This window comes from Bacillus infantis (assembly GCF_050107595.1).
GTDB classification, from domain to species: Bacteria; Bacillota; Bacilli; order Bacillales; family Cytobacillaceae; genus Bacillus_AB; species Bacillus_AB infantis_C.
The window spans coordinates 28,067-48,469 of the sequence record NZ_JBNILH010000005.1; the positions used below are offsets into that span (position 1 = coordinate 28,067).

The 20,403-nt window shown below is 45.8% G+C and carries 18 protein-coding genes and 1 riboswitch; of the genes, 12 read left to right on the plus strand and 6 right to left on the minus strand.

Annotated elements, in window-relative coordinates; all coding sequences use genetic code 11:
* Positions 1-60: 60 nt before the first annotated feature.
* From metH to ACQCVH_RS11795, 5 genes are all read right to left on the minus strand, one after another.
* Positions 61-3,510 (minus strand): methionine synthase, encoded by a 3,450-nt coding sequence (gene metH, locus ACQCVH_RS11775; protein ID WP_426835873.1) that lies wholly within the window; start codon positions 3,508-3,510, stop codon positions 61-63.
* Positions 3,488-5,353, minus strand: coding sequence for a bifunctional homocysteine S-methyltransferase/methylenetetrahydrofolate reductase (locus ACQCVH_RS11780; RefSeq protein ID WP_426835874.1), 1,866 nt, complete (start codon positions 5,351-5,353; stop codon positions 3,488-3,490). The genes metH and ACQCVH_RS11780 overlap by 23 nt, the downstream gene beginning before the upstream one ends.
* Positions 5,350-6,537: a cystathionine beta-lyase gene (metC, locus tag ACQCVH_RS11785; protein WP_426835875.1), complete on the minus strand. Its 1,188-nt coding sequence runs from the start codon at positions 6,535-6,537 to the stop codon at positions 5,350-5,352. Before metC ends, ACQCVH_RS11780 begins: the two co-directional genes overlap by 4 nt.
* Entirely contained in the window at positions 6,534-7,685 is a 1,152-nt protein-coding gene (locus ACQCVH_RS11790) for a methionine biosynthesis PLP-dependent protein (RefSeq protein WP_426835876.1), read from the minus strand. Before ACQCVH_RS11790 ends, metC begins: the two co-directional genes overlap by 4 nt.
* Before the next feature lie 71 nt (positions 7,686-7,756).
* Positions 7,757-7,870: riboswitch (SAM riboswitch) on the minus strand.
* A gap of 83 nt (positions 7,871-7,953) precedes the next feature.
* Positions 7,954-8,133, minus strand: coding sequence for an H-type small acid-soluble spore protein (locus ACQCVH_RS11795; protein WP_426835877.1), 180 nt, complete (start codon positions 8,131-8,133; stop codon positions 7,954-7,956).
* A 151-nt stretch (positions 8,134-8,284) separates the two neighbouring features.
* On the opposite strand from ACQCVH_RS11795, the gene ACQCVH_RS11800 reads away from it, so the two are divergent.
* The 4 genes from ACQCVH_RS11800 to ACQCVH_RS11815 all read left to right on the plus strand — a co-directional run bounded on the left by ACQCVH_RS11800 (position 8,285) and on the right by ACQCVH_RS11815 (position 13,321).
* Positions 8,285-8,494 carry a hypothetical protein gene (locus tag ACQCVH_RS11800; RefSeq protein WP_426835878.1) on the plus strand — a complete coding sequence of 70 codons (210 nt, stop codon included), beginning with the start codon at positions 8,285-8,287 and terminating at the stop codon, positions 8,492-8,494.
* 478 nt (positions 8,495-8,972) lie between these two features.
* Positions 8,973-11,813, plus strand: a complete 2,841-nt coding sequence (gene sucA, locus ACQCVH_RS11805; RefSeq protein WP_426835879.1) for a 2-oxoglutarate dehydrogenase E1 component — start codon at positions 8,973-8,975, stop codon at positions 11,811-11,813.
* Position 11,814: 1 nt separating this feature from the next.
* Positions 11,815-13,080, plus strand: coding sequence for a 2-oxoglutarate dehydrogenase complex dihydrolipoyllysine-residue succinyltransferase (gene odhB, locus ACQCVH_RS11810; RefSeq protein WP_426835880.1), 1,266 nt, complete (start codon positions 11,815-11,817; stop codon positions 13,078-13,080).
* Positions 13,081-13,195: 115 nt separating this feature from the next.
* Positions 13,196-13,321 carry a hypothetical protein gene (locus ACQCVH_RS11815; RefSeq protein WP_426835881.1) on the plus strand — a complete coding sequence of 42 codons (126 nt, stop codon included), beginning with the start codon at positions 13,196-13,198 and terminating at the stop codon, positions 13,319-13,321.
* Between the two features lie 110 nt (positions 13,322-13,431).
* Here the strand turns inward: ACQCVH_RS11815 and sda are convergent, their stop codons facing one another.
* Positions 13,432-13,563, minus strand: a complete 132-nt coding sequence (sda, locus tag ACQCVH_RS11820) for a sporulation histidine kinase inhibitor Sda (RefSeq protein ID WP_022543868.1) — start codon at positions 13,561-13,563, stop codon at positions 13,432-13,434.
* 268 nt (positions 13,564-13,831) lie between these two features.
* Here sda and ACQCVH_RS11825 point away from each other — a divergent pair, with 268 nt between their 5' ends.
* The 8 genes from ACQCVH_RS11825 (at position 13,832) to ACQCVH_RS11860 (ending at position 20,300) form a co-directional block, all read left to right on the plus strand.
* Positions 13,832-14,662 carry an AAC(3) family N-acetyltransferase gene (locus ACQCVH_RS11825; RefSeq protein ID WP_426835882.1) on the plus strand — a complete coding sequence of 277 codons (831 nt, stop codon included), beginning with the start codon at positions 13,832-13,834 and terminating at the stop codon, positions 14,660-14,662.
* On the plus strand, positions 14,646-15,425 hold the full coding sequence (locus tag ACQCVH_RS11830) for a VOC family protein (RefSeq protein ID WP_426835883.1): 780 nt from the start codon (positions 14,646-14,648) through the stop codon (positions 15,423-15,425). The genes ACQCVH_RS11825 and ACQCVH_RS11830 overlap by 17 nt, the downstream gene beginning before the upstream one ends.
* Positions 15,426-15,443: 18 nt before the next feature.
* Positions 15,444-15,857, plus strand: a complete 414-nt coding sequence (locus ACQCVH_RS11835) for a secondary thiamine-phosphate synthase enzyme YjbQ (protein ID WP_426835884.1) — start codon at positions 15,444-15,446, stop codon at positions 15,855-15,857.
* An 83-nt stretch (positions 15,858-15,940) separates the two neighbouring features.
* Positions 15,941-16,675 carry a class I SAM-dependent methyltransferase gene (locus tag ACQCVH_RS11840; RefSeq protein ID WP_426836156.1) on the plus strand — a complete coding sequence of 245 codons (735 nt, stop codon included), beginning with the start codon at positions 15,941-15,943 and terminating at the stop codon, positions 16,673-16,675.
* Between the two features lie 126 nt (positions 16,676-16,801).
* Entirely contained in the window at positions 16,802-18,457 is a 1,656-nt protein-coding gene (locus tag ACQCVH_RS11845; protein WP_426836157.1) for an AMP-binding protein, read from the plus strand.
* Between the two features lie 391 nt (positions 18,458-18,848).
* Complete coding sequence (locus ACQCVH_RS11850; protein ID WP_426835885.1) at positions 18,849-19,727, plus strand: gamma-glutamylcyclotransferase; 879 nt, start codon at positions 18,849-18,851, stop codon at positions 19,725-19,727.
* 90 nt (positions 19,728-19,817) lie between these two features.
* Positions 19,818-20,045, plus strand: coding sequence for a hypothetical protein (locus tag ACQCVH_RS11855; RefSeq protein WP_426835886.1), 228 nt, complete (start codon positions 19,818-19,820; stop codon positions 20,043-20,045).
* A 51-nt stretch (positions 20,046-20,096) separates the two neighbouring features.
* The gene (locus ACQCVH_RS11860) at positions 20,097-20,300 is read left to right on the plus strand and encodes a DUF6501 family protein (RefSeq protein ID WP_009793789.1); all 204 of its coding nucleotides are present in this window, start codon (positions 20,097-20,099) and stop codon (positions 20,298-20,300) included.
* Positions 20,301-20,403 lie beyond the last annotated feature (103 nt).

Here is a 20,403-nt window from a genome sequence, read left to right on the forward strand (position 1 = left end):
CATACAAATTATAAATTCCTGTATAACATAAAAGCCTGCCGTCATTGGCAGGCCGTTGCATCAGTTTTTCAAGACATTAAAATACCGTGCTTCCGGATGGGCAAAAACCATGGCTGAAACCGAAGCTTCCGGCTCCATCATGAATCCTTCCGTCAGTTCTATGCCAATTTCCTCCGGCCTGATCAAATCAAAAAGCTTGCGCTGATCTTCAAGCTCCGGGCAGGCGGGATAGCCGAATGAAAAGCGCTGTCCCTGATATTTTGCTGAAAATCTCTCTTTCATAGTAAAGTCTACTGGATCCGGGAAGCCCCAGCGGTCACGTATCTGCCTGTGGACAAGTTCTGCAAAGCCTTCTGCCGTCTCAAGCGCCAAAGCCTGAAGGGCATGGTTTTCAAGGAAGCGGCCATCCTCTTTAAGATTTACAGCAGTCTCCCTGACAGCATTGCCGGCTGTAACAGAGAAAAAGGCCACATAATCCATTTCCCCCCCATCAGCAGGCTTCAGATAATCGGCAAGACACAAAAATGGTTCAGTCTGCTGGCGTGGAAAATCGAATGTCTCCAATATCCTTCTGTGATCATTTTTATCGTAAATGATGACCTTGTTACCGTCAGATTGAGCCGGAAAAAATTGATACACAGCTCCCGGCATGATCCAGCCCTCCGTTTTTGCCTGAACGATAAGGGAATCTACTGTATCCTTCAATTTCAATGCCTTCTCATCACCTGACTCAATGAGACGGCTGATATTGCCCTTAAGCCCCAAATGATGCCCCAAGAGCATCTGCCGGTTGATATAAGGCTCTATATGCCCAAGAGTATAGGATTTCAGGACATGCCGCTCCAAATCCTGCGGAACATAAACCGGTACATCAGACCTGACAGCGGGCCGCACCTTAACTGCAGCTAGAGCTCCTGCTTTTCTTTCTGTTAAGGCAGCGGGGAGGGGAAGGGACCGCTTCGCCACTTGCTCGGCAAGGAGCCTGTTGTATTCCGGTTCGTGCCGGAGCTGATCGGCGATTGATAATCCATTCATTGCATCTTTGGCATACATGACAAGGCCGTTATATTCCCTTGAAATCTTTGTATCCGTAAATTTCCTTGATAGTGCCGCACCTCCGACGAGAATAGGGATATCTATGCCTGCCTGTTTCATATCAGAAGCAGTGATGACCATCTGCTGGGCGGATTTAACAAGCAGGCCGGAAAGTCCGACCATATCAGGCTTTTCCTTTTTTACTGCTTTTACAAGCTCAGAAGGCGATACTTTAATGCCTAAGTCGATTACCTGGTAGCCGTTATTGCTGAGAATGATATCAACAAGATTTTTGCCGATATCATGGACATCTCCTTTTACAGTGGCAAGAATGATCTTCCCTTTGCCTGAGGAACTTCCTTTTTCCATAAAAGGCTCAAGATAGGAAACAGAAGCTTTCATTACTTCTGCACTCTGAAGCACTTCGGCGACGATCAGCTGGTTGTCGTTGAACAGGCGGCCGACCTCTTTCATCCCATCCATCAGGGGACCATTGATAATTTCAAGAGGGGAATTGTACTCGAGTAAGGCTCCCTTAAGGTCATCCAGCAGGCCTTCTTTAGTTCCTTCTATAATATAATAGGCAAGGCGCTCAGCCAGGCTCATATCAGGGAGGAGACTTTTTTCTTCCTTTTTCCTCCCCCTGTAGAATTCTGTGAACTGTGCCAGCGTTTCATCTGTGGTTTCAAATAACAGCTCTTCTGCCAAAGCTGTTTCCTCCCTGGCTATACTGGCAAAGCGCTCAAGCTTTTCTGTATTCACGATTGCATAGTCCAGCCCTGCCTGGGTACAGTGGTAGAGGAACACGGAATTAAGAATTTCCCTTCCTACAGGAGGCAGGCCAAAAGAAACATTGCTGATGCCAAGAATCGTCTGTGTCTTTGGAAAGCGTTCTTTTATCAGCCGGATACCCTCAACAGTAGCTCTTGCTGAGCCGATGTATTGTTCATCACCGGTCCCGACCGGGAAGACTAGCGGATCAAATATGATGTCCTCTGGAGGAATCCCGTATTTCTCAACAAGAAGGCTGTAGGAGCGGGAAGCGATTTCAAGCTTTCTGTCTGCACTCACTCCCATGCCTTTCTCATCTATGGTTCCGACTACCACTGCTGCTCCGTACAGGCTTATGAGAGGGGCAATAGCCTCAAACCTTTCTTCGCCATCCTCCAGATTTATAGAATTAATCACAGATTTACCCTGCAGGTATATAAGAGCTTTTTCTATAACTTTCTCATCCGTAGAATCTATCACAATTGGAGCCTTTACTTTTTTAGTTACTTCTCTGATGAAGTTTTCCATGTCTTCCAGTTCATCGCGATCCGGGTCAGCAAGGCATATATCAATAACATGGGCGCCGTTCTTGACCTGCGCCCTCGCGACTTCTGAAGCTTCTTCAAACTTGCCCTCGGCAATCAATCTTTTGAACTTCCTGGATCCTATGACGTTTGTCCGCTCGCCGACCATGATGGGCCGGAGGGTTGGGTCATCATAGATAAGCGGCTCAATGCCTGATACTTTATGGACAGATGCTGCAGAGAGCTTTCGCGGTTCAAAATGTTCCATTTTATCTGCAATCGCCTTGATATGCTCCGGTGTAGTTCCGCAGCACCCGCCTACGATGTTCAGCCAGCCTTGGGATGCAAACCCTGCAAGCTTCTCTGCGAGCGATTCCGGTGTTTCATGGTAGCGTCCTTCTTCATCAGGCAGCCCGGCGTTTGGATAGCAGCTGACAGCAGCATCAGCAAGGGAAGATAAAGACCTGATATGCTCCTGCATGAATTCTGGGCCTGTAGCGCAATTAAGGCCGACAGCCAGCGGTTTCATATGCTCGAGAGAAATATAGAAAGCTTCAATTGACTGGCCCGCAAGTGTCGTCCCCATGGGTTCGATTGTGCCTGAAACAATAAGGGGGAGAGTGATGCCGGTTTTTTTGAAGGCATTTTGAATCCCGATGTATCCTGCTTTTACATTGAGCATATCCTGGCTGGTCTCTAGAAGGAGCAGGTCTGCTTTGCCATCAATTAATCCGCAGGCTTGCTCCTCATAGGACAATGCCAGCTCTTCAAATGTTGTTCCCCCTGTCACACTAAGTGTTTTTGTAGTCGGACCCATAGATCCGGCAACAAAACGCGGCCAGGAAGGAGTACTGATCTGATCAGCCGCTCTTCTTGCAATCAAGGAAGCTGTTCTGTTTATTTCATAGGCTTTATCTCCTATGCTGTACTCATCAAGTACTATGCTCGTGGCACCGAAAGTATTGGTTTCAATTATATCGGCACCAGCTTTAAGATAGGCGAGATGGATTTCCTGAATCAACCCCGGTGCTGTAAGATTCAGGTATTCATTGCAGCCGTCAAACTGTTCACCGCCAAAATCTTCAGCAGAAAGATCAGCTCTCTGCAGCATCGTTCCCATGGCGCCATCCATGATCAAAATTTTGTGATTCATTCTTTCAGATAGAGATATTTTTTGCATTTCTGTTCCTCCTGGCTGTTTTCAGCTCCACGCTGCGGGCATATTTGGCAAGTTCCGCTGTCAGTTCATACTTCATGAACGGGGTGATTAAATAGATGCCGTTAAACAGCTCTGCAGCTGCATCAATCAGTTCTTTGCTTATGCTGATCCCTTCTCTTACAGACTGGATGGGGTCATCTTTCAGGCTATTCATACGTTTCCTGATTTTGTCGGATATCTTGATGCCCGGCACTTCATTATGAAGGAAATCGGCATTCCTGCTGCTTGTCAGAGGCATCAGGCCTATATAAATCGGCTGTTCCAGATGTTTGGCAGCATCATATATTTCCAGCAGTTTCTCTTCCGAAAATACAGGCTGGGTAATAAAATAATCCGCTCCGTAAGCCGCCTTTTTTTCAAGCCTCTGAACTGCCTTCTCGAGAGAGCGGACATTTGGGTTAAAAGCAGCAGCAACAGAGAATGCAGCCTTTTGTCCAAGATCCTTGCCTGAAATCGAGCGGCCTTCATTCAGCTGCTTGATCATCTGGATAAGCTCGAAGGAGGACATATCATAGACGGAGGAGGCGCCGGGAAAATCACCGACCCTTGCAGGATCTCCAGTAATGGCAAGAATATCATGCAGCCCCAAAGTATGAAGGCCCATTAAATGAGACTGCAGCCCAATGATATTCCTGTCCCGGCATGTAAGATGAATGAGCGGCCGAAGCCCCAGCCGGGTCTTTGCCAGATAGCCGAGTGATTCATTTGAGATCCTGGGTGATGCAAGAGAATTATCAGCAAGTGTAATGGCATCTATTCCTGCGGCTTGCAGTGCCTTGGCACCCGCAAAAAAATTGTCTGTATCCAATTTCCTTGGCGGATCTAATTCCACGATGACCGATTGTTTTTCCTTCACAAGATTTTGGAGAGGGGGGAGATCTCTTTTTGCCTCTTTAGGCAAGACTTGAATATCAGCCTTTGGTTCCCTAACCTCCTTTTTCCCGATAGGAGGTGATCCTTTTAATTCCTCCGAAAATGCACGGATGTGAGCAGGAGTGGTGCCGCAGCAGCCTCCAAGCAGCCGGACTCCCTGGTTCCTGAAAGCTTTGGCAGATTGCCTGAAATAGTCTGCATCTCCCTCGTAATGGAATTTTCCATCCGTGTATGCAGGCAGGCTGGCATTCGGATATGCGGACAGATATGCCTTCTGCGGGAGGGGCACCTCCTCAAGCGTCAGCAGCATATGATGGGGGCCAAGCCGGCAATTGAGTCCCACGATATCCGCCCCGAGCGCTTCCAGCCTGGACAATGCTTCCCTTATGGGTGTATGATCCTGCAGGATTCCTGTTTCCTGCAGTGACACCTGCGCAATGAGAGGGAGGGCTGTTTCTTTTCTAGCGATCGAAAGGACTGTTTCCAGTTCCTTGAGATCGTAATACGTCTCAAGAAGGATCGCATCTACCCCTTCCATCAGCAGGCAGTAGAGCTGCTCCCTGAAGCTTCTTTTTATCTCTTCTATAGATATGGAGTGAGGTTTAATCCCGCGGCTGCCGCCAATCGTTCCCGCAACAAATGCACTTTTTCCCGCAGCCTTCCTCGCAACCGCGACAGCGGCACTGTTTATCTCTTTTACATGGTCCTCAAGTCCGTAGCGCTGCAGCTTGAGATAATTGGCTGCATATGTGTTTGTCTGAATCAGAGTTGCACCGGCATCTATATAGGCTTGATGGATATTTTGAATTTGGCCGGGCTGTGATACATTGAGTTCTTCAAAGCAGAAATCAGTACCATAGGAATAGAGGAGGGTGCCCATCGCTCCATCTGCTATGATGATCTCTTTTTCCATTTTATCCAGCAGGTTCATAGTTTTACCCTCGCTGAAGCGGATGTTCTCTCTACAGCAGCAAGTGCCCTGCTTAAATCATCTATTAAATCATCCGGATTTTCGAGACCTGCTGAAAGGCGGAGAAGCGAGTCAGATATTCCCCGTCTGCTTCTTTCGGATGAGGACATGGAAGCATGGGACATCCTGGCTGGCCAGGAGAGTATGGACTCGACGGCCCCCAGGCTTACTGCAAAAACCGGGATTTCCAGGGCTTCAGAGAATTTCCGCAGCGCATCTTCGTCCTCAAGCTCAAAAGAAAGCACCGCTCCCGGCCCGGCAGCCTGTTCTCTCTGCAGCTTATACTGAGGATGGCTCTCAAGCCCCGGGTAATGCACTTTTTTCACAAGTGGGTGATTCTCAAGGAAAGAAGCAATTTTCTGTGCTGTTTTCATTGACTGCTGCAGTCTGACATGAAGGGTTTTCAAACCCCTCAGCACAAGCCAGCAATCCTGCACGCCAAGGACAGCCCCAAAGGAATTCTGCAGAAAGGCCACTTTCTCAGCCAGCTTTGGATCTTTTACAGCACAGAGGCCGGCAACGACGTCACTGTGTCCGGAGATAAATTTCGTCGCACTGTGAAGGACAATATCTGCCCCTAGGTCCAGCGGCTTTTGCAGCTGTGGGGTCATGAACGTATTATCTACGAAGGTATAAGCATCATTTTCCTTGGCAATCTCAGCAATGCTTTTGATATCGGCAACCTTCAAGAGGGGATTGGAAGGTGTTTCAACATAGAATAGTTTTGTATGTGGAAGGGCAGCCTCTTTTATTTCCTCTATATTAGTCATATCTGCGAAAGTGTAATCGATTCCGTAGCGCGAGAGGACCTCGGTGACCATCCTGTAGGTGCCTCCATATACGTCCTCTGAAATAATGACATGGTCTCCCTGTGACAGAAGAAGAAAGCAAGTGGAGATGGCCGCCATCCCGGAAGAGAAGGCAAACCCTTTAGACCCGCCCTCAAGTCCGGCAATTATATCTTCAAGCGCCTCTCTTGTCGGGTTGAGGCTCCGGGAGTAGTCGTATTTGCCAAAAGACTCAAGATCCTTTTGATGGAAAGTGGAGGCATGATGAATCGGGACGCTTACAGCCCCTGTGAACGGGTCTGTTTTATGTTTATTGTGCAATAGCTTTGTTTCGAATCGATAGCAGTCTTTCTTCATCTTATATTCACTCCTTCCAAACAGGCACTGAAGGCTTTTTCCAGATCTTCCATCAAATCGCCCGGATCCTCAATGCCAACCGAAAATCTTAAGAGCTTGCCGCAAATTCCGGCGGCTAACCGGGTCTCTTCAGGGATGTCTGCGTGGGTCTGTGTGGCAGGATAGGTAATGAAACTTTCAGTTCCGCCAAGACTTTCAGCAAAAGTAATAAGGTTCAGATTCTGCAGGAATAGATCCGCCCATCTTTCTTCACGGACCCTGAAGGAGAGCATGCCGCCTTTTCCGGGATACAGCACTTCCTCGACACATTCATGGCTGCTCAAGTATTCAGCCAGTTTACCAGCATTGCTTTCATGCTTTTTCATCCTGAGGGCAAGGGTTTTCATTCCTCTCATCAGAAGCCAGGAATCAAACGGGCTTAATACTGCTCCTCCCGCATTATGGTGAAGGGCAAGGGAGGCGCATAATTCCTCTCCGCGTGCGGCGATGAGGCCGGCGAGAACATCGTTATGGCCGCCCAGATATTTTGTAGCACTGTGAATAACGATATCTGCCCCCAGCCTGATTGGCTGCTGAAGGACCGGCGTATAAAAGGTATTATCGACGATCAATAGAATGCCATGCTGGCGGGCAATTGCCGCCACAGCCTCAATATCGGCCTGCTGCATGAGCGGGTTGGTTGGCGTTTCCAGAAATATCGCTTTCGTTTGAGGGGTAATCTGCCTGCTTACCTCATCGATATCAGAGGTGTCGGCGTATTTTGAAACAAGCCCCCATTTGGCAAAACCCTGCTCAAGCAGCCTGTAGGTGCCTCCATAAAGGTCTTTTGACACCACCAGCTCATCACCTGAACGGAATAGAGATAAAACGGTGGATATGGCGCTCATGCCTGAGCTGCATGCATAACCTTGATCTGCTTGTTCCAGTTTGGCAATTGCCTGCTCAAGGATTTCCCTTGTGGGATTACCCGTCCTTACATAATCATAGCCGTTGGATTTGCCGATTCCTTCATGACGGTAAGCTGTAGAAAAATAAACCGGAGGGTTGACGGTTCCTGTATGCTGATCGCTGCGATTGCCAAGCTGCGCCAATAAAGTTTCTGTTTTCACCAGTGCTTTCACTCCTTTTTGCTTAATGCTTCTCCGCATTTCATGCTCCATGGAAAATAAAAAAAGTCTTCTATAAGAAGAAGACTTTTTGAATGCAGCACTTGTCATTCTTCTTATCTTTCAAGCCCATGAAGGACTTGCAGGAATTAGCACCTTTTCAATGTTATCCATTGAAGGTTGCTGAGGCTTCACAGGGCCATACCCTCTGCCTCTCTTGATAAGAAATACAGGTATTTAATTTTCTATACTTTACAACATTAAACCAGTGAAAGTCAACAAACTTTCATAATATTTTAAAAATTTGCCTTTATCCCTCAATCAGGTTCAGCACAGAAACATCCAATTCTTTTTCTGGATTAGTCTTGGAGTAGATTCGGGCTGTCCTTGTCTTTTCATCTACATGCTGGATAATTACTGCTTCGCCTTCACAGCTTACTTTAATTAGATCAGCAGACCCGAGAATTTCTTTTGCCCGGCCGATGTTCATGTTCATTCCTCCTTAGAAAGTATCTTTATATTTTTTGTACAGCGGGGAGAAATTTATGCGGAAGAAAGGAAAAAATGGTAAATTATTTTTGTGAAAATTCAGTACTTTTGTTTTAAAATAAAAGCAAGAAAAGGAAAGTGAAGGTGAGTCCATGCAAAAACATATGAAAAATCGCTGCTTATTGTATGATTGCATTCAGAGCGGAGAACTGATTGAAGAGGCAGGCAATATGCCGTTCCTGCATGCGGACGTCCTGGTAAAGGGGCCTTATGACTTTCCGCTGGACAGAAGACAGGAATGCCTGCACAGTATAAAGAGCAGGAAAACAAAACAGCTTGGTATTAATATAGAAAGAATATAATTGGGAACAGGGCCGCGGGAATACACAGAGAAACACCGGGTCAGGCAGCGTATTAGATTAAATCATATGGTAAAAAATAAACCCGGGGATCATTCCCGGGTTTATTTTTTGCTATTAGAATAATAATCACTGTTTATTCACAAGAATTCCTTAATCCTTTACAGCCCTAAAGTTAGATATCTTCCTATTATAACACTACTATATTCATTGTGGAGCGAAAAAAAATAGAAAAATCATTTTTTTAATATAGATTTTAAGGTGATGAAAAAAAATTACATTTTTCTTCTAATTTTCAGTTTAAATCCTTTGTACGATAGGGATTTGCATGGTAAAATGTCATTGAAAACGTTTTATCCTCTGAATAAAAATATTATTCATACAATTTTGCGTTACTATTTCATATATTAGGGTAAAAATTTACGGGATAAAATGCCGGAAACTAAATGTTTTCTTAAAAAAACACTCGGAGGTAATTTTCATGAAAACGCCATCCAACGGCGAGGGACCTTTACAGGGGTTTCATGGACCAAACCTTGGCTATGTTATTGAATTATATGAAAGATTCCTGGAGGACCCTCAATCAGTAGACGCTGAAATGAGAGAGTACTTTGAAAAGTGGGGATCTCCTGAACAAACTCAGATTGACACCTATGAAAATGACAAACCTGTCCAGGCTGCTGCTCCCGGACAGCTGGAAAAAACGCTGGCAGCTATCCGGCTCGCGGATAATATCAGGGCATACGGCCATATCTCGGCTGATATCTACCCTTTAAAAAACAATAAGCCGGAGAAAGACATCCTTGCCCTGGAGCAATATGGATTATCCCGGAATGATCTGGAGCAGGTGCCGGCATCGATCATATGTTCAGATGCCCCCTCACATGTCCGCAACGGATTTGAAGCAATAGAGCATCTTAAGAATGTATATACCCAAACGATAGCTTATGAGTTTCATCATGTTTACGATGTGAACGAAAAGAATTGGCTTCGGAGCAAGGTGGAAACAGGTACACTGCTTGCTGAACCTTCAAATGAAAAGAAACTGGGTGTCCTGAAAAGGCTGATGGAGGTTGAAGAGTTTGAAAAATTCCTCCACCGTACATTTGTCGGGCAAAAACGCTTTTCAATCGAAGGGCTTGATACACTTGTTCCGTTATTGGACGAGCTGGTTGCAGAATCTGTTGTCGACGGCGCGAAGACGATCAATATCGGAATGGCGCACCGCGGCCGCCTGAATGTGCTTGCACATGTACTTGGAAAGCCGTATGAAATGATCTTCGCTGAATTCCAGCATGCACCGAATAAAGAGCTCGTACCTTCCGAAGGTTCTATCGGCATTAACTACGGCTGGACAGGCGATGTGAAATATCACCTGGGACTGGACAGGCAGATCAAGAAAGAAAACACGACTAAAGCCAGACTGACTCTTGCAAACAACCCTAGCCACCTTGAATTTGTAGGCGCGGTAGTTGAAGGTTTCACCAGGGCAGCACAGGATGACAGAAGTGCATCCGGCTATCCAAAGGAGGACCCAAGCTCAGCTATGGCAATCCTGATTCATGGCGACGCGGCATTCCCTGGTCAGGGAACCGTGGCGGAAACATTGAATCTCAGCCAGCTTACTGGTTACCGGACTGGCGGAACCATTCATATCATCGCCAATAATACAATCGGATTTACAACAGAATCCCAGGATTCCAGATCTACCCGATATGCAAGCGATCTTGCGAAGGGCTATGAAATACCAATCCTGCATGTAAACGCTGATGATCCAGAAGCTGTCGTAGCTGCTGCCCAGCTCGCCTGTGAATACAGAGCGAAGTTCAATAAAGATTTTCTGATTGATCTGATCGGCTACCGACGCTTTGGTCACAACGAAATGGATGAGCCTATGACGACAAATCCGCTTATGTACAATATTATACATAAGCGCCCAACCATCAAATCACTTTACAGTGAACAGCTAGTAGCAAATGGCACTCTTTCCAGGGAAAGCCTGGAAGGGATGGGTGCTGAGGTCCTTGATAAGCTCAAAGAAGCCTATAACAAAGTTCCTGATAAGAAAAAGGAAATTGAGGAAACCAATCCGCCTGAAACGGTGGAAAAAGGCATTCCTGAATTAGCAACAGCTGTCGACCTGAAGGCATTAAAGCAAATCAATGAAGAGCTGCTGACATGGCCTGAAGATTTCAAGGTCTTCAATAAACTGGATAAGATCCTGAAGCGCAGGACTGAAGCACTCGAAGGAAACGGAAAAATTGACTGGGGCCTTGCAGAAACATTGGCATTCGCCTCCATCCTGAAGGATGGTACGCCAATCCGCCTGTCCGGGCAGGATTCTGAACGCGGCACGTTTGCCCAGAGAAACGTTGTCCTTCATGACAGCAGTTCAGGAAAAGCTTATTCGCCATTGCATATGCTTTCATCTTCAAAAGCATCATTTGCAGTCCACAACAGCCCGCTGTCAGAAATGGCTGTAGTCGGCTTTGAATACGGCTACAATGTGTTTGCTCCTGAAACTTTAGTGCTGTGGGAAGCGCAATACGGTGACTTCTCCAATGCAGCACAGGTCATGTTCGACCAATTCATTTCAGCAGGAAGAGCGAAATGGGGGCAGAAATCCGGTCTTGTCATGCTTCTTCCTCATGGTTATGAAGGCCAGGGGCCAGAGCACTCCAGCGGCAGGGTTGAAAGATTCCTGACTTTAGCTGCTGAAAACAACTGGACAGTTGCCAACCTGACTTCATCTGCCCAGTATTTCCATATTCTGAGGAGACAGGCTGCCATCCTGAACAGGGAAGAAGTAAGGCCTCTTGTCCTCATGTCGCCTAAGAGCCTGCTGCGCAATCCGAATGTAGCTTCCAACGGTCTTGAGCTCAGCGAAGGAACTTTCCAGCCAATCATCGAGCAGCCTGGATTGGGGCAAGCAAAAGACCAGGTGAAGAGAATTGTATTTGGAACAGGAAAAATCATGATCGATCTGCATGAAAATATTGAAGATGCAGCTGGCCTTGAATGGCTTCATATTTTAAGGGTTGAAGAGATTTATCCTTTCCCGATGAAGAAAATCAGAAGCATCCTTGATCAATATCCAAACGTTGAGGAAATCGTATGGGTACAGGAAGAGCCGAAGAATATGGGTGCCTGGAATTTTGTCGAGCCGCGCCTGTCAGAATTGGCTCCAGCCGGTGCAAAAGTCTCCTATGCCGGCAGACGCCGCCGTTCAAGCCCGGCGGAAGGCGACCCGAACGTTCATAAAAAAGAACAAGCGCGCATTATTAATGAAGTCTTAACACGTACGGAAGAGGGAGGATTTTAAAGTGGCAGAAATTAAAGTTCCAGAATTGGCGGAATCAATTACAGAAGGTACGGTGGCACAGTGGCTGAAACAGCCGGGCGACTTTGTCAATAAAGGGGATTATGTGGTAGAGCTCGAAACTGACAAAGTTAATGTAGAGATCATTTCCGAATACAGTGGAGTCATCAAAGATCTTGGCGCACAAGAGGGCGATACTGTCCAGGTGGGCGAAACCATTGCGACGGTTGATACAGAAGCTACAGAAGGCGGAGAATCTGCAGAAGCACCAGCTGAAAAAGCTCCGCAGGCGACTGAGCCGCCAGCTGCCCCTAAAGAGCCTGTAACAAACGAAGCTAAGCCTCAGACAGAAGAAGAACAGGAAAAGAAGCAGCGTCCGATCGCTTCTCCTGCAGCCCGCAAAATGGCCAGGGAAAAAGGCATTGACCTCAGCCAGGTACCGACAGCCGATCCTCTTGGCCGCGTAAGAGCACAGGATGTTTCCGGATACAATCCGCAGGCTGCTAAGCAAGACTCAAAGCCAGCAGCTGCTTCACCGGCACCTGCTGCACAGCCGGCACAGGACAGCAAGCCTGTTGAACGTGTCCGCATGTCCCGCCGCAGACAGACAATTGCCAATCGCCTTGTGGAGGTTCAGCAGAATGCTGCCATGCTGACAACCTTCAATGAAGTCGATATGACCAATGTTATGAATCTGCGCAAGCGACGCAAGGACAAGTTCTTTGAAGAAAATGACGTCAAGCTGGGCTTCATGTCATTCTTCACAAAAGCTGTTGTTGCTGCCCTTAAGAAGAATCCTTTATTGAATGCTGAGATCCAGGGTGACGAGCTGGTACTCAAGAAATTCTATGATATCGGCATCGCTGTTTCGGCAAAAGAAGGACTGGTTGTTCCTGTCGTACGGGACGCGGACCGGAAGAACTTTGCTGAAATCGAAGGGGACATCATGGATCTTGCCGATAAAGCAAGAAACAATAAACTTTCTTTGAATGACCTGCAGGGTGGAACATTCACAATCACAAATGGCGGAGTATTCGGTTCACTGCTGTCAACACCGATCCTGAATGGCCCGCAGGTGGGAATCCTGGGAATGCACAGTATCCAGATGCGCCCGGTTGCCATCGACGCCGAGAAGATGGAAAACCGCCCAATGATGTATATAGCATTATCATATGACCACCGCATCGTTGACGGAAAAGAAGCAGTTACCTTCCTGAAGCGTGTAAAAGAGCTTATCGAAGATCCGGAATCACTGCTTTTTGAAGCTTAAAAGTTAGGAAGCAGAGCCTTAAATGGCTCTGCTTTTTTATTCATCTAAAAATGTTTACCGATGGAAACATTTTATCCTTCTTGAATAAGCTATTTAAAAAGCAGGAGTGAGGAAAGTGGGACGAATTCTGAAGAAGATATACTGCTATTCAGCTTTAATGAAAAAAGCTGGGATCATCAGTGAAGAAGAATATCAAAAGATTATTGAGGGATGCTGCGGGCAGAAGAGAAGCGGCGGGTAAACTCAGGAACCATATTTTTTGGAGGGACTTTTATTCTGAAGTCAACGGAAGAAAAGCAGAGGTAAAATAAAAAACCCGTTTAGATTGCTCTAAACGGGTAAAGTGCTTCGTTAGTTTTTAAATGGCCTAAGGCCTCTTCGCTGAATTTCACCTTTAAGTATGTTGATCCATTCTTTTTCCATACCAGTTTTCAATGCATCACGATACGAGACGACAAGTTGTTCATTACTCATAATTTTCATTTTGCATTCCTCCCAGAAAAAGAATTGAATATTCTTACTATTAACTTATTGTAAATGATTGTGATCGTTTTGAAAAGCAATAAGGGAAATATATTTACAATCGGTCCTTAAGTACCTTTTTTCAGCATATTTCATCATCATGCGATTATTTCTTTCAATATAGGGTATATATAGAGATTTAACGTTGTCGGAATATAGACGCTTATTATTACATGAAAGTAAAATAGACTGTGAGAGACATACAATAAAAGGGAGCAGTGAAAGCACAATGAGTGAAGAACTAGCAGTAAGCAGAAGCACAAGCCTTATAACAGCAGAGACGCTCATGAATGATCTTGAAAGTCTCGGTGTGGCTGAAGGGATGACTTTGATTGTACATTCAAGCCTCAGTTCAATCGGCTGGGTGTGCGGTGCAGAACAGGCAGTCATTCAGGCATTGCTTGGCTCCGTCGGAGAACGGGGCACAATCGTCATGCCAGCTCAGTCACTTGGAAACAGTGACCCAAAATATTGGCAGAATCCTGCTGTACCGGAAGAATGGTGGGATGGAATAAGGGCAGGCATGCCAGCTTATGATCCAAGCACTACTCCGACAAGGGGGATGGGAAGGGTTGCCGAGCTTTTCAGGACATTTCCTGAAGCTAGAAGGAGCTCCCATCCGACCGTTTCATTTTCAGCCATCGGCCGCCTGGCAGAGAAAATCACAAAGATTCATTCAACCGATCTTCCATTCGGGGAAGAATCTCCGCTGGCAAAGCTGTATGAATCCGGCAGCATGGTCCTTCTGATTGGTGTGGGTTACGACAACAGTACAAGCATGCATTTGGGAGAGTACAGAGCAGGCGGCCTGAAAACCTATAAACAAAGTTCTGCCATGATGGAGGACGGGAAAAGGATTTGGAAGACTTATACTGAGGCAGAGGTTGATTCAGACCGCTTCCCTGAAATCGGACGGGCTTTTGAAAAAGAGCATTCAGTCACGAAAGGGAAAGTGGGGCAGGCAGACTGTCTGATGATGGATCAAAGGGAAATTGTTGATTTTACGGCAAAATGGCTGCTAAAAGAAAAAGGAGGCCAGACAAATGAGTCTGAAGCTTGATCATATTGTGCACTTTTTAGACAGGCATCCTGCTGAAGCAGTGGATAAACTGAAACACGAGGGACTGGAAGCGTGTATGGGCGGGCGGCATCCGGTTTGGGGAACCTATAACAGTGTCATTTACTTCCATTCTTCATACATAGAATTCCTGGCAGTAGAGGAACCGGAAATTGCTGCTTTTTCTGAAAATCCCTTGATTCAGCAGCTTACGAAAGGGGTAAAAAGAGGGGAAAGAATCGGACAGCTCTGCTTCAGGACCGAGCATATCGGCAAGCTGCAGGAGCAAATCGCCAACATTGGCATCAATACAGTCATCCATGAAGGAAGAAGAACTACGCAAGATGGTAAATTGATTGAATGGAAAATGCTTTTTGCGGAAGGGGAAGGCGGCCTGCCATATCCTTTTTTCATCCAGTGGGAACAGGAGGATGAAGAAAGGTTTGATGATTTAAGAAATACAGGTCTCTTATTGCCCAGCCAGGAGTCACATGCTGTAAAGACAATTAAGATATTGACTGAAAATAAGATTGAAACAGCAGAATCCTGGGCGAAGCTTTTGGGATGCTCCTCCCCAGTCAAGCAAATGACTGAGGGTGAACCTGTAATTGTCCAGGCAGGAGGCTGCCGGATAGAATTTAGTGAACCTTACAGCAGGGAAACCGAAAGCATCTTCTCTGAGTTTGGCGAAACGATTTGGCAAATCACTTATAACCCGCCGCTGAAAGAGAACGGTATACATGTCTTTGGCGGTATCTATCAATAAAAACAAAGGAGGATGTTTGTGCTGAAAAAATATGTGATATCCACTTCGATGCGGGATGAATTTGCAGAAATCACCGAGACTGTCAGGGAGTTTGCTGCAGAGCAGGAGCTTTCCGATGGAGCGGTCCTTATATATTGCCCTCATACCACGGCAGGCCTGACAATTAATGAAAATGCAGATCCAGATGTAAAAACTGATATGATTAACCGGCTTGATGAAACCTTTCCATGGAATCACTTAAAGGACCGTCATGAGGAAGGGAATACGGCCGCACATTTGAAGGCTTCGACCATGGGAGCTTCACAGCATGTCATTGTTACTGGCGGCCGTCTCCTTCTTGGTGTATGGCAGGGCATTTATTTCTGCGAGTTTGATGGGCCCCGGGAAAGAACATTTTATCTTAAGGCTATTCATAATCGTGCAGAAGAATAGGCAGGCGCTTAGGCGCCTTTTTTATTTTGCCGTTTTATGGTAAAATTCAAAAGATTTGACTTTATTTAGAAAGTGGTGGAATGATGCCATTCAAGGGACCAGAAGCTTATGATGATGAAGGTTTTTTCAGCAGCTATCTTTCCAGGAGAAATCGGGCAGAGAGTCCTAATCATACAATGGAGGAGCCTGCTTTTTATTCTTTGGCCGGCAGCCCTGCAGGCAAGGAGATTCTCGAAATTGGCTGCGGTGATGGCTCATATGCTTCCAGACTGCTAGAAGCAGGATGTGCTTCTTATACAGGAATTGAAGGGTCGCAAAATATGGCCAGACTTGCACAAAAACGGCTGGAAAATTCAAATGGAACGGTGATTCACAGCCGGATCGAGGATTATATGTGGGAACAGGAACAATTTGATTTGATCTTATCCAGGCTGGTCCTTCATTACATTGAAGACCTTGGCCAGGTTTTTTCCCATATCTCCTCTTGCCTGAAGCCCGGTGGCAGGCTTGTCATCAGCCTTCAGCATCCCCTTTTAACATCTACTTTCAAAAGCATGGGCAAGGATGCAAAAAGAAAGAACTGGATTGTTGACGACTATTTTCTGACCGGAAAAAGGGAAGAGCCCTGGATCGGCGGCTTAGTAGTAAAATACCACAGAACTGTAGAGGATTATTTCACACTCCTCCAGCAGGCTGGACTGGCTGTTGAAGGGTTAAAAGAGGCAGTTCCCGAGGAAAGGTTCTTTAAGGATAAATCGGAGTATGAACGAAGAAGAAGGATTCCCTTATTCCTGCTGTTTTCCTGCAGGAAGCCGTAGATACTGATTGGCCCTGCAGAAATGCAGGTTTTTTTACCATTTATGATAATTGAATATTCTGTAAAATATGATAACATGTTTGTAAGCCTTTTCAACTTATTATAAGGAGTGGGGATTATGCAGGGATTGCTGAATACTACAGTCGGAAAATTATTGGAAGAGAAAGCCCGGCTGCATCCGGGGCATGAAGCTGTCGTTTATCATACAAAAGGACTGCGGATGACGTACCGGGAATTTGACCATTATTGCCGGAATACAGCAAAAGGCTTAATGAAGCTGGGCATTGAAAAAGGAGAAAATCTTGCTGTTTGGGCAGCCAATACACCAGAATGGCTTGCCTGTCAATTTGCCACAGGCAAGATGGGTGCTGTCCTTGTCACAGTGAATACGAATTACCAGGCTGCAGAGCTGGAATATCTGCTCAAACAGTCAGAGTCGTCCACTTTAATCCTCCAGGAGAATTACCGGGGTTCTTCTTACATAGATATGCTTTATGAAATTGTACCTGAGCTGTGGGACTCTGAGCCCGGCCATCTGAAGAGCAAGAAGCTTCCCTTTTTAAAGAATATTATTGTCATGAGCAGCAACAGGCATCCAGGAGCCTACTGCTGGGAAGATATTATCCAGCTGTCAGAAGAAGTTGAAGACAGAGATCTCGACAGCAGGATGGAATCCCTTGAACCGGATGATGTCATCAACATGCAATATACATCAGGTACAACCGGGTTCCCTAAAGGCGTCATGCTGACACATTCCAATATCATTAATAACGCCTATCATATTGCTGGCTGCATGAAACTGGGCAAAGAGGACCGGCTCTGTATCCCTGTCCCTTTTTTCCATTGCTTTGGATGCGTGCTTGGCACCCTCGCCTGCGTCTCTGTCGGAGCTACTATGCTCCCTGTCCAGGAATTCAGCCCGAAAGAGGTGCTGCTGACTGTTCAGAACGAAAAGTGCACCGGCCTTCATGGTGTTCCGACGATGTTCATTGCCGAGCTTAATGACCCATCCTTTGGCGACTATGACCTCTCTTCACTGAGGACAGGTATTATGGCAGGCTCCAATTGTCCAATTGAGGTAATGAAAGCTGTTATTGAAAAAATGGGAGCGGCAGAAATCACAATCGCTTACGGACAAACAGAATCATCTCCAGTCATCACACAGACAAGGACCGACGATCCCATTGAACTCCGGGTAGAATCAGTTGGGAAGGCGCTGCCGTATGTGGAAGTTAAGATTGTAACTCCCGGGACTTCAAATGAAGTTCCCAGGGGAACACAGGGGGAATTATGCACAAGGGGCTATCATGTTATGAAAGGCTATTACAACAATCCTGATGCAACTAAAGAGGCCATTGACAGTGAAGGCTGGCTTCATACCGGGGACCTTGCTGTGATGGATGCGAATGGCTATTGCAGCATCACCGGCCGCCTGAAGGACATGGTGATCAGGGGAGGAGAAAATATATATCCCCGTGAAATTGAAGAATTCCTATATACGCATCCCAAGGTACTTGACGTGCAGGTCACCGGGGTCCCTGACCCGGTTTTGGGAGAAGAACTGATGGCATGGATCATTCTGAAGGAAGGGGAAACTGCCGGAAAAGAAGAACTCAGCTCATTCTGCAGAGGAAAAATCTCCCGGCACAAAATCCCCCGTTATTTTGAGTTTGTCAAAGAATATCCGATGACAGCCTCGGGGAAAATCCAAAAGTTTAAACTAAGGGAAATAGGAAGGGAGATTGCAGAAAAAGAACAGGAAATCCTGTCCAGTCAGAAATAATATACTTCCATTTTCAATCAAAAGTCTGAGTGCTGTTCCTCCTTCCTGCCAATGCTGCAAAATTCCCTGCAGTATACAATGAGAATAACAATAAGCGGGAGGCGCAGGACAATGTATGAAGAGACTTATGTATGTGAGAAGCTCAGCCAATACAGGGAGAAGGAACTTGAAAGCAAACCCTTTTTAGAGAAGGGAAAACAAGAAAAATATCCTTTTTACTGTCACTTTTCTTTATTTGAAAATAGGCCGGCATGCCAGTGCATCCAGCTTAATCTGCAGCCAGGTAAGCAGGGTCTTCATTAGCTCCTGCTTTTCGTTTTCTGTATAATAGCCGTAAGGCAGGATCTGACGGAATTAACTTTTCATTTTTTCATTATGGAGGTTTTTAACATTGTCTTACGTAAAGCTGTTTGTATACGGAACTTTGAGGAAGCATGAAGAGAATCATTATCTGCTGGAAGCCAGCAGGTGCCTGGCAGAGCAGGCATGGGTTTACGGGGAACTTTATGATACAGGGCTGGGATATCCTTCGATGAAGGCCTCAGCCTATCAGAAAGTATACGGAGAATTATATGAAGTGCACTTGGATCAATTCAAGGATCTTGATGAATTGGAGGATTATATACCCGGGCGGAAGGATAATCTCTATGACAGGGTGGAGCAGGACATCCACACGGATACTGGATCCTTCAGCGGTTTTGTATATATATCCAACAGAGATGATCTTTTGGCAAAGCCGATCCTTCACGGAGATTGGAAACTGTACAGGTTTATGGAAGCTCGCCCTCCAAGCGTACTATATTTTGCTTACGGTTCCTGCATGGACGATGAACGCTTCAGACTGGCAAAAGTGGATCATTTTTTTCAGCAGATCATTGGCTCCGGCACTTTAGAAGGCTACTCAATGAAATATCTACTGGAGAGGCCGGACGGGGGCAGGGGCGATATCATTGAGGATGGCGGAGTAACAGAGGGGATTCTTTACAGACTGCCATATGACGCAGTGGAATACCTGTTTATCCGCGAGGGCTTCCATGGAGGACTGTACAGGCCTGTTTTCCTTGATATTAACTCTGAAGGCATTTTGTATAAAAATGTCCTTTCCTTTCATGTATATAATAAACGGGAGGAGCTTGCACCTCCTGACCATTATGCTGCAGAGATCCTGCGTGGTGCAAAGGGAAGGCTTAGCAGTGAATATTTCGAGAAGCTTGAAGGAAACATCGCTGATCTCCGTACACAAAGGCCTGCAGCCGGCCAAAAGGAATAAAAATTTCTGCAACAGCCTATCCACAGGTTTAATACTGGCTCTCCAGGTGGTAAATAACATATGCCATCATCACAGAAAGAGGGTCAGCATATGAATATGATTTTGGATAATGGCTTGCTGATTGAAGTAATCTATCATAAGAAGCTTTATCAATACTTAGAATTTATCCGGCTGGATAACATCTGCCAAAAGACATATGTGACATGCAAAAATATTGTAACAGGCGAAATGTATACGTTTGATGAAGAATATATTGATAATATCGTCACCAATATCCAGCCAAAACCGGATGAAGAGGAAAATCCAGTTGCTATATAGGCTCCCGATTCTTTATACTTAAAGGTGAAAAAGCTGAAGGAGTGGCAAAAGATGATCCATTTAGACTGGCATGAACGCCCAACATTAAAAACAGTAAAATGCGTCCATACGAATGCAGCTAAGTATATTGTGAACAGGGCGCTTACTGAGGGCAAAGAGTATGAAGTTAAAAATGAGACAGAAGAGTTTTATTTTGTCGTAGACAATTCCGGAAAAGTGAGCGGTTTTTATAAAGATTACTTTCAGGAAGCTTAAGAAGAGAGCTCCAGGCATGTGCCTGGGGCTTTTATTCTTTTGGTAAAAAGGATTTTTCTCCTTTTTGTCGAATATAGAGTTTCTTAGCAGAACAGGAGGAGAA